Source organism: Cohnella hongkongensis, from assembly GCF_042654645.1.
GTDB classification, from domain to species: Bacteria; Bacillota; Bacilli; order Paenibacillales; family Paenibacillaceae; genus Cohnella; species Cohnella hongkongensis.
The window spans coordinates 248,704-265,591 of sequence record NZ_JBHSEP010000005.1; the positions used below are offsets into that span (position 1 = coordinate 248,704).

A 16,888-nucleotide genomic window follows, 5' to 3' on the forward strand; every position below is an offset into this window, starting at 1 on the left:
TCCGGACAGAGGACCCGTTATTTCAATGATCCGTTATCTTCGAGGATCCATGAGATCGAGATCGTTATCTCAGAGTCAAGTAACGGATCCTGAGTCCACGCAGGTTCGCGAAACCCGGTTTTGTGCACAATTGGCAGATTCTCTGTCCGAACGGACTGAGGAGTGGACAGGCAACGTTACTCATTCGCAAATGGGCGGCGGGTGCCGGCAACGGGAGGAATAGAGCGATGGCGTCGTCTTATTCGCCTTAGGATGAGGCGTTCGCTTGCGAATAAGACGATGCCGTAACGCTATTGGTCGATAAGAGGGCGGCGGATGCCGGCAACGGGAGGAATAGAGCGATGGCGCCGTCTTATTCGCCGGAGGATGAGGTGTTTGCTTGCGAATAAGACGATGCCGTAACGCTATTCGTCCAGAAGAGGGAGGCGGATGCCGGAAACGGGAGGAATAGAGCGATGGCGTCGTCTTATTCGCCTTAGGATGAGGCGTTCGCTTGCGAATAAGACGATGCCGTAACGCTATTCGTCCAGAAGAGGGCGGCGGATGCCGGAAACGGGAGGAATAGAGCGATGGCGCCGTCTTATTCGCCGGAGGATGAGGCGTTCGCTTGCGAATAAGACGATGCCGTAACGCTATTCGTCCAGAAGAGGGCGCCAGATGCCGGAAACGGGAGGAATAGAGCGATGGCGTCGTCTTATTCACAGTAGGGTGAGGCGTTCGCTTGCGAATAAGACGATGCCGTAACGCTATGCTATATCCAGGGAGGGGCTTTCGGGCCGAGAGAGTATGCGCGAACGCGGATCTTGCCCGAATGTGCCTGCAGCAGCTCATCTTTAACGAGCTCATGCATCAGCTTGCGTGCATGTTGCACGCAAACGCCAAGTCGCTGGCGCACTTCTGAAGGCGTGATTGGGTTTCGCGTATATAGGGCTAATCGCAGGATCTCCTTCTTCTTCAGAGAGAGACCCGCAAGATCTTCGCGAACGCCGCCGTACAATTTGCCGATGATTTGCAGGATCGTCTGCCGGCACCGGTGAGGACGTTCTTTGACGGCGTCAAGGGAAAACCGGAATACGAGCCAGCCGTCGTGCACGAGCTGATTCTGCCTGTCCCGTTCGTATTCGAATTCGCGCCGGGTCATGTTTTTCGCGTGCGAACCGAAATCGTCGATTTCCCAATCGATCTTGTACGGATGGCGAATATAAGCAAAATCGAGATAATAGGAGCCGTTGCGGCCGTTCGGCACCTCGTATTCCGCATGAAGTCCATTGAAGCTGCGGAATAACGGCCACCAAACCTCTTGAAGGAAAAGCTTCTCGGAATAGCCGTGATCTTCAACCAGTTTGCGCAGCGCCTCGCCGTTGCGGCCGATTTTCTGTTCGTCCATCCAGAGCTTGTAATGCTGTTCGAACACTTCATTCGCTCCTCTCGGCTTCGAACAAGGACGAAAAAGCCGCGTCCGTCCCGAACCCGGGAATGACGCGGCGTGCTTCGACCGCTCGATAGCTTCTTACATTTATATTCTAATAATAAGTGTTGAAGATAATTTTGTCACGAGTTTCGGAACTCAGGCTGAGTGGGTGTGAATCGCTGGAAGCCCGCAAGAATGAGCCCCGGAATCGTGTTGTAGAGCTGGATGCTCTGCATGAACTGGATCAGCGGAGTCAGAATGCTCTGGTAGGGAATGAACATTCCGAACAGCATCAGCGCGAAGAGAACGTTGGCCCCCCCCCTCCGGAACTGCCGCTTGGACCCAATATAGCCGTTCATCGATCCGAGCAGCACCAACAGCGCTGTAGCCGGGATCACTAGCAGGAAGCTGTTGGTCAGATGAGGGAACAGCCGATCGAAGGCAACCTGGTATCCCGTTAAATCCAGCTGCCCGGGCCACTCCCGCATCTTTTCCAAAGTGATCGCGTCCATTCCCTTCAGGCGCCCTGCTCCGCTCAGCAGCAGGTCGACGCCGGCCGACGGATTGCGTCTCGCGCCTGCGGAAGCCGGCACTGCGAGAGGTATCGGTCCGTCTGGCTGTAACAACCATTTTCTCTCACTCCCGAACGAGATAGGGTCAGCGGCAGCCCGCCGTCCGACCCTATCCCCTTGCCTATTCTGCTAGCCGCTATTGACCGATTCCGTCGGCATCCGCGGCGGATTGAAGCGCTTGTACGGCCTGGTCCACATCCCCGTTCGTGACGAAAATGTAAATCGCCTGGTTGGCTTGGGCGGATTTCCGCCCTGCATGCGGCTGGTCAAGACTGCCTTGGCGTTCGTGCCGGCGCCGTAAACAGCTTACTGATCGGTTCCGCGCGATGCTTCAGCGACATCCAATAGATCGTGTCCAGCGTGTTGTACAGGAAATAGGGCTGGATTTGCATTTAATGCGTTTTTAATTGCGCGTCTCCCCGCTGCTTCTGCTCCCGTTTGTTCTCGATCAGCAGCAGCTGCTGGATGCGGTCCATCAGCCGGTTGAAATTGCGCTGTAAAATGCTGATTTCCCGGATGGAGCCCATCGGTTCGCGAGATGCAGATGGTCCACCGAGGCGAGGTTCATCACCTTCGCGAGCCGATGATCGGCTTGGAGATCACCGATGTGAACAGCAGCGCAATGATAAGCGATACGATCGCGCCCAGCGCGGTCATAACGAGCAGCCCTCGCAGGATTTTCTGATTTGGACCGAGCACCTCGTTGAGCGGAACGACGGCCGTCAACGTCCAATTGCTGATCTCGGACGTGTCGTACGAGATCAACCAATTTGCCCTCGACGGTGTGCGTCCCGCTGCCATGCGGGGGCAAAACCCGAATCGCGGCGATGATGCTCGGGTTGGCCAACGGCTCGGACGGATGCTTGTAGATCGCTTCGGTGGACCGGCGTTTCGAAGCCCGTGCGGGAGCGGTAGACGGCCCGCTGCTCGCTGAACCAGTGCATCTTGAGCGGTTCTTCGTCGAAACGGCTCACGATGACGTTGAAATTGTCTTGATTCAACTGGTTGAAGTAGTGCAGGGAGCTGTCGGTCGAGAGGACGACTCGTTCCGGCGTAACGAACGAAATCGTATGGATGTGGTTCAATCTGCCGCTGAACAGATCGGAGTAAACCTTTTCTTGAATTTAGGATTCGCTTCGTCCCACTGATACGTCGTAACGATCGGCTTGTCCAGAAATCGAGCGACTGCTGATACAGCAAGGACCAGGTCAAGAGGGCGATCTCGGCCAGATTCGAATCCAGCGTGCCTTTGATTTGGCCGACCGACTGCTTGATGAGCTGACTGACCTGACTGACCTGACTCTGGAAGATTTCATTTTCCTTTGTGTAGGTAATCAGCGTCATGATGACCAGCGGAAAAATCATCAGCAACAAAAGCGCGGTTAACAGAATGGTGCGAATCGAGACCGGTCTAGCCGCGGCTCGGATGGCGACATCCTCCTTTCTGCAAGGCGAGTAAAAAATCCCGGCGAAAAAATCCAGCGTTTTATCAAAAATGTCCAGCAAAAATGTAAGCGCTGACAAGCTATAATGGCGATGTGAGGCTGTCGATTCAATGCAGATACGCGAGAGGAAAGAGAAAGGATTGCCTTTCGGCGAGTTTCGGCTTTACATTCCATGCCGCTAGTCCCTTGTCCGATCAAGGAATGTAAAACAAGAGGTTTGAGCTTAGGAAGGCAACATTTCTTTTGGATCGAATTCGTCAACCATGAATCGACAGGCTCAAAAAATAGCCCTTACGATATCACGAAGCCGGATTTTCGAAAAGGGGGAGGCAGGCTGGAGAGGGGGACGACACCGGCGAGGAGATAGGGCGGAGAAGACAGACGAATCTGCGAACAAGCCGAAGGAGGAATGGACATGGAGTCGATAAACGGCCAGCGCCCGGCGGGTCGCGCCGTGAAGCTCGTCTTGTGCCTGATCGTCGCGATCGGCGGCATCTTCGCGCCGCGCGAGCCGCGATTCGGAGCGAACGGCGGGCATGCCGCGGCGGCGAGCGTAAATGATCGGGAAGACCGGTATGCGGTTACGGCCGCTTTGACCAGAGGGGAGCAATTGCGGGTCGACCTTGCGGTGGAGCGGCTTCAACCCGACTATGGCGGCGAAGCGTATGTCGTCGTTCAGTTGATGAGAGGAAACGCGCCTATTCTGATCAATGCCGTTCCGCTCAAGCAGGGCGACATGAACATCGAACAGCGCTTCAACGTCAACGGGCCGGAGTATACGGTGAAAATATTCGTATTCGACGCCTTCGACAGCGAGCTGGAAGCTCCGACGCTGCTGGCAAGGCCGGTCGCGTTGCAATGATACCGATAGAACATGGAATGCATAGAGAGGGAGGGCGTTCTAGTGAAGAAGACGATAGGGGCCGTTCTGGCGTTGATGATCGCGGTATCCCTTTTTTTGCCGCCGGAAACCGGATACGCAGCCGAACCGTTTACGCTTAATCTGAGCGCGAAGCAGGTTCAGCGCGGCAGCGATCTTACGCTGACCGGCACGGCAGGAGCCGAAGTGAAAGAAATTGTCGTGAAGATCGTAAGTCCGAACGATACTGTATTTTTTCTGGATGTCGTCACTCCCGTAGAGGGGCGGTATTCCGCGAAAGCGGCCATTCCGAACGACGAGACGGTCGCTCCGAACGGCGTATACACCGTCATTGCCGGAGGCGGAGGGGCGAGCGGGCGCAGCACGTTCACGGTCGTCAGAGCGTCGAGCGGCGGCCCCTCGAACGGGGGCGGCGGCGGAGGGGCGATCGATCAAGAGGACAAGACGGGCATTCCGCCGCTTGCCGGAGACGCGCGAGGCGCCGTCATCGAGCCGCGGCTGGATGCGGACGGGAAGTACCGGATTGGCCGCGAGACGATGAGCCGGGCGGTGGAGCAGGGCGAATCGGCGATCACGATCCGGATGCCGGCCGCGGCCGGCGAGTCGGGGGCGGCGCTTGAATTCCCGGCAGATTCGCTGCGACAGCTGCAAGACGCGCGGCAGGGATTGATCATCGAATCCGGGAACGTGGCCGTTCAATTTCCGGCGGATGCCTTGCAGGCTTCCGCGGAGCAGGACGTGCGGGTCAGAATCACGCTGCATACGGCCTGGACCGAGGAAGCCGGACGCATCGTAAAGCAGTCGATCCGGGGGAACGCCGACTATGCGGCGACGGGAATCGTCTTGTCCGCCGTGCTTGAGCTTGTCGCCGGAGAGCGCGTAATCGGAATTCTCCCGCTCGACAAACCCGCCCGAGTGACGATTCGGCTGACCGGGGAGCAGGAGCGCTCGCTCCGGAAGCCGCTTGCGGGCGTGTATTATGCAGACGGAGAGCGGCTGGAATACGTCGGAGGAACGGTGGCGAACGGGGCATATTCGTTCACGGCGTCGCACTTCTCTTATTACACGATCCTCGAATACGACAAACGCTTTGACGATCTGGCCGGGCATTGGGCGGAGGAGGCAGTCGCTTACTTATCGGCGAGGCATATTGTACGCGGGGTAACCGATCGCCATTATGAGCCGAACCGCAATATCAGCCGCGCCGAATTCGCGACGCTGCTCATGCGCGCGCTCGAACGGGCGGGAGGAGTCGCGTCCGGCGACGGATCGAAGCACGATGCGCCGGATTCGTTCCATGACGTGCCGGCCAACAGCTATTATGCCGATCATGTCGCATCCGCGTCTTCGCTTGGCATCGTGCAAGGATACGGCGGCGCTTTCCGGCCGAACGAGCAAATTACGCGCGAAGAAGCGGTCGTCATGCTCGTCCGCGCGGCTCAATATGTGACTTTGGACGACACGGGGACATCGGCGCCTCGCTTCGCCGATGCGGCGCATGTCGCATCCTGGGCGGCATCGGCCGTGAACGAAGCATGGACGAAGGGATTGATTCAAGGCGACGGCAAGCGCTTCAACCCCAAGGGGCAGGCGACCCGGGCGGAAGTGGCCGTCATGATCAAGCGGCTGCTTGCCGGCAGCGCGCTCTAATCGACGAGAGAAGGAGGACAACCGAGCTATGAGGAAAAAGTTTCTATCGATCACGATCATCGCATCGCTTCTGTTCGGCTTGCTGGGGCCGCCGGGCGCAGGCACCGCTTCCGCGAACGAGCTTGCCGCGCCGGCGGGAGGGGCGCCGACCCGCAACCTGGCTCTCGATGCGCAAGCAACCGCATCGGGGCAATGCAACGACGGCGAGCGGGCCAGCTTCGCGATCGACGGCAAGACCGACACCAAGTGGTGCGACAATTCTTCCGCCCCCCATAAGTGGCTGCAGCTGGACCTGGGCCGGCCGTACACGATCAATCAGTGGGTCGTGCAAAACGCGGCGATCGGCGAGTCCGCCAACAGTCCGTTCCGGAATACGAAAGACTTCCGCTTTCAGAAAAGCATGGACGGCGTAACGTGGGAAGATGTCGACCTGGTGCGGAACAATGTTCAGACGATCGTATCGCGGTACGTCGAACCGTTCTCCGCGCAGTATGTCCGTCTCTATATTCATCATGGCGCGCACGACGGCAATACGGCTCGGATCTATGAATTTGAAGTCTACGGAGTGGAGCTCGGACAGTCGCCGGCCTATCCGCCGGTCAACCTGGAGCCGATCGATTATGTCGATCCGTTCATCAATACGCTAGGCGACAACGGGCAGACGAACCCGGGTCCTAAGACGCCGTTCGGTCTCGTCTCGCTCGGGCCCGACAGCGAAGGTCACGGCGGCAGGGCGTTCAGCGGCTATTATTACGAGCATAAAGAACTGAGGGGGTTCTCGCACCTGCGATTCATCGGAGTCGGCTGCAGCGGCGCCGGGAGCAACATTCTGATGATGCCGTTAACGCAAGCCTTCACGCGCGACAGCAACGCATACAAGCAGCGGTACGAGAAGAGTGCGGAGCAGGCTTCCGCGGGGTACTACGCCGTCGAGCTCGCATCCGGCGTCGGCGTGGAGCTGACCACTTCGGACAACGTCGGCTTCCACCGCTACACCTTCCCGGACGCGGCGACGGACCGGGCGGTATTGGTCGATCTCTCCGCCTCGTACGCGGGCATGCTTGATGCAAGCCTGAAGGTGGAAAGCGATACGGAAATTTCGGGCATGATCAAATCGCGGAACGTGTGCGGGCACGGCCATTACACGATGTATTATTCCATCAAACTCGACCAGCCCTTTGATGCCTATACGTCGTGGTCCGGGCAATCGGAGGGACAGGTTGCCGAGCGGACCGGCACGAACGCCGGCATATGGTTGAACTTTAACGCGGCGGCTCGTCCGGTCGTGCAAGCGAAGGTGGGGCTCTCCCCCGTCAGCGTCGAGCAGGCCAAATACGAGCGCGAATACGATATCGCGGGCTGGGATTTCGACGGACAGCACGAGAAGGCGCGGGCAACGTGGCGCGAGCTGTTGAACAAAGTTCGCGTGACGAGCGGAGATGAAGAGAACAAGAAGATCTTCTACACGCAGTTGTACCATTCGTTCCTCCATCCGAACAAGGTGTCCAGCTCGGTCGGCACGTTCCGCGCGGGCAGAGACGAGGAGACGATCCGGCATACGTCGGAAATTGGAGAGGACTTCGAGTATTACAACGGCTGGTCGACCTGGGACGACTTCCGCAAGTACCCGCTGCACTCCATCCTGGAGCCCAAGCGGTTCGAGAACATCGTGAAGTCGATGATCGATCTGTACAAGACGAGAGGCTCCTACGTTCAGTGGGGAGCGGGCTATTGGCCGAGCCCGACCGTCAGGAACGAATTCAACGGCGCGGTCATCCTGGACGGCATTGCCAAGGGCGTCGAGCTTGATCAGGACGAATTGTACACCGTGCTTCAAGGCATGATTTCGGATACGGAAAATTATTCGATTAATGAAAACGAAATTTCCGGCAAGCTCGAAAAGGCGTACAGCGCTTACTATCCGATGAAGCTCGCCGCTATGATCGGCGATCGCCAGGTGTATGAGCGGTATAGGGAAATGGCTTTATCCTACAAGGAGCTCTGGAATCCCGGCCAGGTGGACGAGAGCGGCAACGTTCGCGGCTTCTTCACGCCGAACGGAACGACGGTAGACCGGAGCGACATTACCCGGGTGAACCGATTCGCTTACCAGGGAAATATGTGGACGTACCGCTGGACCGTTCCGCACGATATCCCGGGATTCGCCGAGCTGAGCGGCGGCAAGCGGAAGCTGGCCGAGGATTTGAAATATTTCTTTGACATCGATGAATATGTGGCGGTCAACGAGCCGGATCTGCATGCGCCATTCCTGTTTAACTATGTTGGGATGCCTTATTTGACCCAATATTACGCAAGAGAGTATACGACGGAAGTGGTCGTTCAGCGCTATCACAACCACGGGCTGTACAATTACCCGATTAAATCCCGCGTCTACCGCGCCGATCCCGAAGGGTATCTGCCGTCCGCGGACGATGACGCGGGAGCACTGTCCTCCTGGTTTGTGTTCAGCGCGATGGGCTTGTTCCCATCGAATCCGGGCGATCCGTATTTCACCATCGGTTCGCCGATCTTCGACGAAGTGAAGCTCAGTCTGGACAACGGCCATACCTTTACGATCAAAGCCAACGGGGTATCGAGCGACAACCGGTTCATCCGGTCGGCCGCGCTGAACGGCAAAACGTTCGATCAGCCATGGATCTCCTACGATGACATTATGGCGGGCGGCACGCTGGAGTTTGAAATGGCTTCAGAGCCTAATTATGCATGGGGAGCGAAGCCGAGCGCAGCGCCTCCATCGTATGATTTTACAATGCAAATCGATAACTTTCTCGCACGGGACTCCCTGATTGAAGCAGAGTCGGAATGGAAATATTTCGACAAGGGAAGGTATGCAGGCGACGGCTGGACGGAACTGTTGTTCGACGACAGCGACTGGAATTCGGGCCGCGCCATGCTTGGCTATGGCGGTCCGGAACAGCTGCTGAATACGGTTGTCGGTTATGGGCCGAGCAGCGGCAGCAAATACCCGACAACATATTTCCGAGCAACGTTCGAAGCGAAAAATATCGAAGATATCATCAGCCTGAGCGCCGGATTGATCCGGGACGACGGCGCAATCGTCTATTTGAACGGGCATGAAGTCATTCGCACGAACATGCCTCCGGGCGAAGTCGGCTATGACACCTATGCGAACGGCACGGTCGGCAACGAGCGGGATTGGAACGGATACGTGCTCGATCCGTCCTATCTGGTCGAAGGCACGAACATCGTGACGGCGGAGGTCCACCAGGTGAATGCCACGAGCTCGGACCTGGCGTTCGACTTCCGGCTGGAGGCGATCCGGGAGCTGGATGTGCCGCCGGCGCCGACAGGGCCGGTCGTGGACGATCGCGCCGATACGTTCGGGTGGAGCTTCGTCCCGGGCTTCGAGCGCGCATCGGACTATGAATACAGCACGGACGGCGGCCTTCATTGGCATCCGGCCGACTCGAATCCGCAGCCTGTCGGACCGGTTCGGTACGATGCGGGCGCCGTTCAGGTGCGGGTCAAGGGCGACGAGTCGAGGCAGCAAGCGCCGGGCCGCGCACTCGCATCGAATCAGCCCTACACGGGAGCAAGAAGCATGAAAGAAGCGTACGACCTGGACGTGAAGATCGAACGCAAGGGCAACATGACCGTACAGGTGCAGGGCAATCCGACGGACGGCTATGACGGCTTGGCGGTCGTCGTCATTCAATTGACGGACGGGAACAGGCAAGCCCTTCTGTCCAGCGCCGTGCCCGTCGAACAGGGAAGCTTCACGCTTGACCAGCGATTTAACGTGAACGCGCCGCGCTATCAAGTGAACGTCTACGTCATGGACGCCTACAACGGCAACGTCTACGACGCGGTATGGCTGGCTCGGCCGGTCGCGCCGCAGCCGGAGCCGGTTCCCGATGACCTGCCGGGCAACCCGGGGGAAGAGCCTCTTCCCGAACCGCTTCCGCTGCCGGTGAAGGAGCCGGACGAAGAGCTGGAGCCGCCGGGCAGCGGCGAACCGCCGGGCGGCGGCGAGCCTCCGGCCAAGGACGGCATGACGATCGAGTTCGAGGACAGAAGCGAATGGACGAGCGCGGTCAATACGTTTAACAATGGGCCGCTGAAGACGGAACCGAACAACGGCGGGACCGTTGTGGCGAATACGTTTACCGGGGCATGGCTGGCCTACCGCGACGTCGATTTCGGACCGCGGGGCAAGAACCGCATCGAAGTGGAATACGATGCTCCGACGACAAGAACGCCGGCGGACGGCGTGCTGGAGGTTCGTCTGGACAGCGTGGACGGCGAGCTGATCGGCACGGTCGCGCTGCAGAATACGGGCAGCGGCTGGGGCAGCTACCGCATCGCGAAGGCAGACCTCAAGACGACGGTTACCGGCATTCGTACCGTATATTTGGTCATGCGGGGCAGCACGACGAGCAGTTTGCCGTTCGTGGGCAATTTCGACCGTTTTACGTTAAGTTATGTAGCGGTGCGAGACGACTACGCCAATCTGGAGCTGGAAACCTATAACGCCTGGTCGGAAGAGCTGAATCCGCATAACAACGCGCCGATGAAAACCGAACCCGGCCAGAGCGGAAGACAGGTGGCCAACACCTACGACGGCGCTTGGCTGGCGTACAACCGGATGGACTTCGGTCTTGAGGGAGTGAACCGGATCGCCGTTACCTATGCCGGAAATACCGGCAACACGGCGGCGGATGCGGCCGTGGAAATCCGGCTTGGCGGCGTGAACGGCAGGCTCGTCGGAAGAATTGCCACGCCGCCGACCGGGAGCGGCTGGGGGACGTACAGGACGGCCGCGGGCGAATTAAGCGAAACGGTGACGGGCATTCACGACGTCTACTTTGTGCTTGTCGGCACGACAAGCTCGACCTACAGATACATCGGCAATTTCGACCATGCCGCCTTCTATATGGAGGCAGGCGTTCCAGGGGAACTGCAGGAGCCGCAGGAGCCTGAGGAGCCGCAGGAACCGGAGGAGCAGCAGCCGCCGGAGGAGCAGCAACCTCCGGAGGAGCAGCAGCCCCCGGAGGGGCAGCAGCCGCCTGAAGAGCAGCAGCCGCCGGAGGAGCAGCAACCGCCGGAGGGGCAGCAGCCGCCTGAAGAGCAGCAGCCGCCGGAGGGGCAGCAACCGTAGCATTCAAGCGCTTCTGCACCTAAGACGATCTTTTCCGAAACAAGCGAATAAAAGATGAGTTAGCCGTACGAGGGGCTGTCCCGCAAGGTCTGCAAAGGCCGGGGAGCGGCCCCTTTTTCGTGCGCGGAACACGAAAGTGGAAGAAATGATAGAATCACCTCATTCAATTCGCATCCGCATATCCGATATGATGATCGTAACGACTCATCTACGAAGCGAGGTTGCGCATGAGGGCAGGACAGGGGGGCAGTCGATGATCAAGCTGCTGAGCGAAGAGAAAAAACATGCGTCCATGGAAGGCGAAAAAGCCGAGTTTGAGAAAGCGCTTTCCCTCGTGGAGACCGCATGGGCATCCGCCGTCATGCTGGATCATATGTACGAGGTGCCGCTTGCCGAATGGAGCGAAATGATCGGCGTACGGTCGGAAACCGGCTATTCCGTCGTTTACGCATTGGCGGACGAAATCGGCGAATGGCCGGGAGCCCGCAAGCGGCAGGTGTACAATTTCTTGAAGCGCGTTTGCAAGCAGAAGGCCTCCTGCGTAGTAGGCCCGATGAGCGGCTCGCGCGTTCCCGTATTCGTCATGCTTCCGGACGAAGCGGCTTGGCACTGTCCGCGAGCGGCCAAATCCCATGCCGTTCAGTTCGCCGGGCAGATCATCGGCGCCATGGGCCGGCAGTTCGGGCAATTACGAGTTCATGCGGGAATCGGCACCTGTTATTCGTCAATCAGGGGGCTGGCGGCTTCCTACCATGAAGCGCTGGCGGCCGCCGACAAGCATGCCGCTACGGCATATTGCTATTATGGCGATGCGGCCGGGGAATCGAGGGGCTCCATCGATCCGTTCGCGGTTATCCGGCAAGCCAAGGACTATATAGACGCCAACTACACGAGCGATCTGTCCCTGGAGCAGGTAGCGGAATCGATGGGGTTGAAGCCGCAATATTTCAGCAGGCTGTTCAAGACCTGCAGCGGCATTACGTTCATCGATTATTTGACGCAGCTGAGGATAGAGAAAGCGAAGGATATGATGGAGAAGCCGCACCTCAGCCTGAAGTACATCGGCCGAAGTATCGGCTACCGCGACCCGAATTATTTCAGTCGCGTCTTTCGCAAGACGGTCGGCGTGTCTCCGTCGAAGTTCCGCGAGCAGCACGGCCGCCGCATGCGATCGGGCTGACGCCGAATTTGGTGTATCGGGTTCATTAATACAAATAAATAGCGCCATCTCTATGCAACGTTAGTTGACTAAGGGATGGCGCTTTGTCCGTGATTCAGCAAGTAAAAATTCGCTATCCTGATCTGAATCCCCTCCGACAAAAACGCGATTCTGCGCCTAGAGGACGCCGACGGCGTTTTTGCTTGGTGATTCAGCAAGGATAAAATTCGTTATCCTTGTCGGAATCACCTCCGACATAAACGTTATCCCGCCGGTCCCAAGGACGGCGAAAGCTGTTTATGCTTGGTTCGTAGAGTGATACGTCACAGTCGACTTCAATCGAAAACGATTTGTGTCTCCAAGACTCGAGGATCCCTTGTTCCGGAGAAGAAGGCGGGAGCCTCTTCCGCACGAATGGCGTTCGATATTAAAGGGCTTACTTGAAACCGTCCTTCCTTGATCCATTGATGCACAGGTTAATTTGATGAGAACGAACTCGTAACGATGGGAGAGCATGCCTGTTCATTTTTAAGGACATTTGTACCCTTTTATCGGATTGTTGCAAGTAAATCGAACCTTTATTATTAAAGGCGAATCTAACCCGAGGAGGTAGACAATGAAAAGAATTACCGCATTATTGATGGCAATTGGCCTGGGGATCACAGTTGTCGCATGTTCGGGAACGGCGACAAAGGAGGATTCATCGGGTAAGGAAAGCGCCGGACAAACTCAGGAAAACAAAGCGGAAACGAAGGACTCCGGCAAGCTGGTCGTGTATACAGCCGCAGCCCAAGATGTTCTTAATGCCTGCATTCCAGAATTTGAAGCGAAAACCGGTATTAAGGTCGAACTCGTCACGGCGGGTACGGGAGAGCTGTTAAAGAGAATCGAGGCCGAACAGGCGAATCCGTTAGGCGACATCGAATGGGGCGGCGTTGTTTCCGTTGTCGCGCCGAAGAAGGATTTATTCGAGCCTTATCTGTCTCCGAATGAAAGCGCTCAACTGGATTCGACGAAGAATACGGAAGGCATGATTACCCGAAATAACATCATTCCAATGGTTCTGATTGTCAACACCAAGCTGATCGGCGACATCGAAATCGAGGGCTATGAAGATCTTCTTGATCCGCGCTTGAAAGGGAAGATCGCCTTTGCCGATCCGGCGAAATCTTCGACCTCCTTCTCCCATATGGTCAACATTCTGAGCACGATCGGCGCAGAGGACGAGAGCAAGGGATGGGAGTATATCGAATCTTTCACGAAGAACCTGGACGGGAAGCTTCTGGCCAGCTCGTCGGCTGCCCCTAAAGGCGTTGCGGATGGTGAATATGTGGTAGGACTTACACACGAAGAGCTGGCTTCTTCGGCAATCAGAGACGGATCGCCCGTCAAGATTGTGTATATGAAAGAAGGCGCAATCGTGTCGCCGGGCACGGTCCAAATTATCAAAGGCGCCAAAAACATGGAGAATGCCAAAAAGTTTGTAGACTTCCTTACTTCGAAGGAATTGCAAACGCTTACCGCGTCCGAACTTAGCATGCGCGCTTCGCGGAATGATGTGCCTGCGCCGGAAGGTTTGGCGGAAATCTCGGCTTTCAAGATTGTTCCCGAGGACGTGGAAAAAACGCTGCAGAACAGCCAAATCTGGCTGGATAAGTTCAAGGATATTTTCACCAGCTAAGCGTCGTGAATGACGCCGGATTAAATGCGGGGCAGATTCTACAGCGGTAACCGACAGGGAGACGCAGTCGCCGATCAGTCGATTCGATTGTCATCGATCGGGTGAACGAGGCCATGTCTCCCGAACCGGATGATCGCCAACTTAGTAAGCAAGGGAGAAACCGTATGAGTATAGAGATTCATATCCGAAACGTGGTTAAACGATATGACGAGGGCAAAATCACGGTTATACCCGGATTATCGATCGACATTAGCGATGGCGAATTCTTCACCTTGCTTGGGCCTTCGGGATGCGGGAAAACGACTTTGTTAAGGATGATCGCAGGATTCAATTCCATAGAAGGGGGGGAAATCCGCTTTAACGACCAAGTGATCAACGAGATTCCGACCCATAAAAGGAACATCGGAATGGTCTTTCAGAATTATGCGATTTTCCCCCACCTGACGGTAAGGCAGAACGTAGAATACGGATTAAAGTTCCGGACGATGTCCAAAGCGGAGAGACGGCAGAAGACGGACGACATCATGCATGTAGTCAAAATCGCGGAGTATCAGGACAGACTTCCGGAGAAGCTTTCGGGAGGACAGCAGCAGCGCGTAGCGCTCGCCAGGGCAATCGTAATTCATCCGAGCGTATTGCTTATGGACGAACCGCTGTCCAATCTGGACGCGAAGCTGAGAATCGATATGAGAAGCGCCATTCGGGACATCCAAAAAGAGGTAGGGATCACCACCGTATATGTAACGCATGACCAAGAGGAAGCGCTGGCCATATCCGACAGAATCGCCGTCATGAAGGACGGAGTGATCCAGCAGGTGGGAAGCCCTCGGGAAATCTATTCCCGTCCCGCGAATGTATTCGTTTCGACCTTCATCGGACATTCCAACCTGTTGAAGGGCGAGATTCGCATTCAAGGAAGCGAGAAACGGATTTTCATGATGGACGGCTATCAGATCCCGTTAACCAACCTGGCTGACGATGTTCAAGACGGACAACGCGTGCTGATCGCGGTAAGACCCGAGGAATTCATCGTGGCGGACCGCGGTTTGAAGGCCGAAGTTATCGGCAGCACCTTCCTGGGGCAGTACGTTAATTATGTGGTCAAATTTAAGGACGGGATATCGATAGACCCCGATCTGTCCAATGAGTTCGTTCAGGATTCGGGCAGTGTACAAACCTTCTACAATGTAAAGGATTCGCTGCAGCTCGATCTGAGGGCGGACAAGATTAATGTGTTTACGGAGGACGGGGAACGGAGCTTAATCAAGGATGTGAGAGCCTATGGCTAAGACCAGGTTCAAGCTGGATTTCTGGACAGTCGCGACCTTGGTAATCGCCTTGTTTTTCGCCCTGTTTTTGGTCTATCCCTTGTTATCTCTTTTCATCAGCGGCTTTAGGGATTCTGCGACAGGCGCGTTTACGTTCGACAACTTTATTCGATTTTTCGATAAAAAATATTATTATCAAGGCTTGATCAACAGTTTTGCCATCACGAGCTGCGTGACGGTTCTCGCCGTCCTGATCGGAGCGCCGTTGGCCTACGTTATGTCGGCCTATAAGGTCAAGGGTAAAAACCTGCTCGAAATCCTCATCATTATTTCCATGCTGTCCCCTCCGTTTATCGGCGCGTACTCCTGGATCCTGTTAGGCGGCCGCAGCGGGTTTGTTACGAAATGGGCGGAGAGTCTGCTGGGGATCGAGATGCCAAGCATATACGGCTTTGGCGGCATTTTGCTTGTATTGACGTTGAAGTTGTTCCCGTTCATCTATTTGTTTGTATCGGGGGCTCTGAAGAAGGTTGACGCTTCGCTGATAGAAGCGGCGGAAAGTCTGGGATGCAGCCCGCTGAAGAAAGTGTTTACGGTTATATTTCCGTTAATTACCCCCACGCTACTGGCCGGTTCGCTGCTTGTTTTTATGAACGCGATCGCGGATTTCGGCACACCGATGCTGATCGGGGAAGGCTATAATGTCATGCCGGTCATGATTTACTCGGAGTTTATCAGCGAAGTCGGCGGACGGGCAAATTTCTCGGCGGCCATGGCCGTGATTATGGTGCTTATTACGGCGATTCTATTTATCGGACAGAAATACGTGTCCAACAAGAAATCCTTTACGATGAGTTCTCTGAAACCGTTGAAGCCCACTAAGCTGAAGGGGATCAAAGGAGTTTTCATTCATGCTGCCGTTTATTTGCTGGTCTTGCTTGCGGTTATCCCGCAGCTTACCGTTATATATACTTCCTTTCTGGCGACTAAGGGCTCCCGATTTCTCTCTTCCTTTTCGCTGGAGAGCTACAGAACGGTGTTCGGCTCGCTTGCACAAGCGATTTCCAACACATATATGTTAGGTCTTGAGGCGATCGTCCTCATTATTATATTGGGCATGTTCATTGCCTACCTGTCCACCCGGAAGAAGAACGCATTAACTTCTTTTATTGACACGATTACCATCTTCCCTTATATTTTGCCTGGGTCGGTGTTGGGCATTACGCTGCTTCTGGCGTTCAACAAAAAACCTGTGCTGCTGAGCGGAACGATCTTGATCATGATCATTGCATTTGTCGTCAGGAGGCTTCCCTACACGCTTCGTTCGAGCGCGGCCATTCTTTATCAGATCAGTCCAAGCATGGAGGAGGCCTCCATTAGTCTGGGTTGTTCTCCGGTGAAAAGCTTCTTCAAGGTCACCGCCGTTATGATGATGCCGGGCGTGCTTGCAGGGGCAATATTGAGCTGGATCACGGTCATTAATGAATTGAGCGCTTCAATCATTCTTTATACGGGCAGCACCAAAACGATGTCGGTTGCCATTTACGCCGAAGTCATCAAGTCGAGTTATGGAACCGCGGCGGCGATCTCCAGCGTTCTGACGGTGACAACGGTAATTTCGCTGCTGATTTTCTTTAAGCTGACGGGGAGCAAGGAAGTTAGCGTTTAACGACGGAGCGGAC

General features: G+C 56.0%; 13 protein-coding genes. 7 read left to right on the forward strand and 6 right to left on the reverse strand.

The features are described from left to right. Window positions 1-751: 751 nt before the first annotated feature. The 6 genes from ACFO3S_RS09950 to ACFO3S_RS09975 all read right to left on the reverse strand — a co-directional run bounded on the left by ACFO3S_RS09950 (window position 752) and on the right by ACFO3S_RS09975 (window position 3,068). Complete coding sequence (locus ACFO3S_RS09950; protein WP_378094924.1) at window positions 752-1,414, reverse strand: DNA-binding response regulator; 663 nt, start codon at window positions 1,412-1,414, stop codon at window positions 752-754. A 137-nt stretch (window positions 1,415-1,551) separates the two neighbouring features. Then, window positions 1,552-2,037, reverse strand: a complete 486-nt coding sequence (locus ACFO3S_RS09955) for an ABC transporter permease family protein (protein WP_378094926.1) — start codon at window positions 2,035-2,037, stop codon at window positions 1,552-1,554. A 212-nt stretch (window positions 2,038-2,249) separates the two neighbouring features. Continuing rightward, window positions 2,250-2,375 (reverse strand): sensor histidine kinase, encoded by a 126-nt coding sequence (locus ACFO3S_RS09960; protein ID WP_378094927.1) that lies wholly within the window; start codon window positions 2,373-2,375, stop codon window positions 2,250-2,252. After that, complete coding sequence (locus tag ACFO3S_RS09965) at window positions 2,376-2,510, reverse strand: hypothetical protein (protein WP_378094929.1); 135 nt, start codon at window positions 2,508-2,510, stop codon at window positions 2,376-2,378. It lies immediately after the preceding gene. A 40-nt stretch (window positions 2,511-2,550) separates the two neighbouring features. After that, entirely contained in the window at window positions 2,551-2,748 is a 198-nt protein-coding gene (locus ACFO3S_RS09970) for a hypothetical protein (RefSeq protein ID WP_378094932.1), read from the reverse strand. After that, on the reverse strand, window positions 2,745-3,068 hold the full coding sequence (locus ACFO3S_RS09975; protein WP_378094934.1) for a hypothetical protein: 324 nt from the start codon (window positions 3,066-3,068) through the stop codon (window positions 2,745-2,747). Before ACFO3S_RS09975 ends, ACFO3S_RS09970 begins: the two co-directional genes overlap by 4 nt. A 775-nt stretch (window positions 3,069-3,843) precedes the next feature. On the opposite strand from ACFO3S_RS09975, the gene ACFO3S_RS09980 reads away from it, so the two are divergent. From ACFO3S_RS09980 to ACFO3S_RS10010, 7 genes are all read left to right on the forward strand, one after another. Continuing rightward, complete coding sequence (locus tag ACFO3S_RS09980; RefSeq protein WP_378094936.1) at window positions 3,844-4,290, forward strand: hypothetical protein; 447 nt, start codon at window positions 3,844-3,846, stop codon at window positions 4,288-4,290. A gap of 42 nt (window positions 4,291-4,332) precedes the next feature. After that, window positions 4,333-5,958, forward strand: coding sequence for an S-layer homology domain-containing protein (locus tag ACFO3S_RS09985; protein WP_378094937.1), 1,626 nt, complete (start codon window positions 4,333-4,335; stop codon window positions 5,956-5,958). A 28-nt stretch (window positions 5,959-5,986) separates the two neighbouring features. Next, window positions 5,987-11,098 (forward strand): GH92 family glycosyl hydrolase, encoded by a 5,112-nt coding sequence (locus ACFO3S_RS09990; protein ID WP_378094939.1) that lies wholly within the window; start codon window positions 5,987-5,989, stop codon window positions 11,096-11,098. Between the two features lie 253 nt (window positions 11,099-11,351). Then, entirely contained in the window at window positions 11,352-12,278 is a 927-nt protein-coding gene (locus tag ACFO3S_RS09995) for a helix-turn-helix domain-containing protein (protein ID WP_378094942.1), read from the forward strand. 595 nt (window positions 12,279-12,873) lie between these two features. Beyond that, the gene (locus tag ACFO3S_RS10000; protein WP_378094944.1) at window positions 12,874-13,938 is read left to right on the forward strand and encodes an ABC transporter substrate-binding protein; all 1,065 of its coding nucleotides are present in this window, start codon (window positions 12,874-12,876) and stop codon (window positions 13,936-13,938) included. Between the two features lie 164 nt (window positions 13,939-14,102). Beyond that, window positions 14,103-15,227, forward strand: coding sequence for an ABC transporter ATP-binding protein (locus ACFO3S_RS10005; RefSeq protein WP_378094946.1), 1,125 nt, complete (start codon window positions 14,103-14,105; stop codon window positions 15,225-15,227). Further along, a complete protein-coding gene (locus tag ACFO3S_RS10010; RefSeq protein WP_378094948.1) occupies window positions 15,220-16,875 on the forward strand; it encodes an ABC transporter permease in 1,656 nt (551 codons plus the stop codon). Before ACFO3S_RS10005 ends, ACFO3S_RS10010 begins: the two co-directional genes overlap by 8 nt. The last annotated feature ends 13 nt before the right edge of the window (window positions 16,876-16,888 follow it).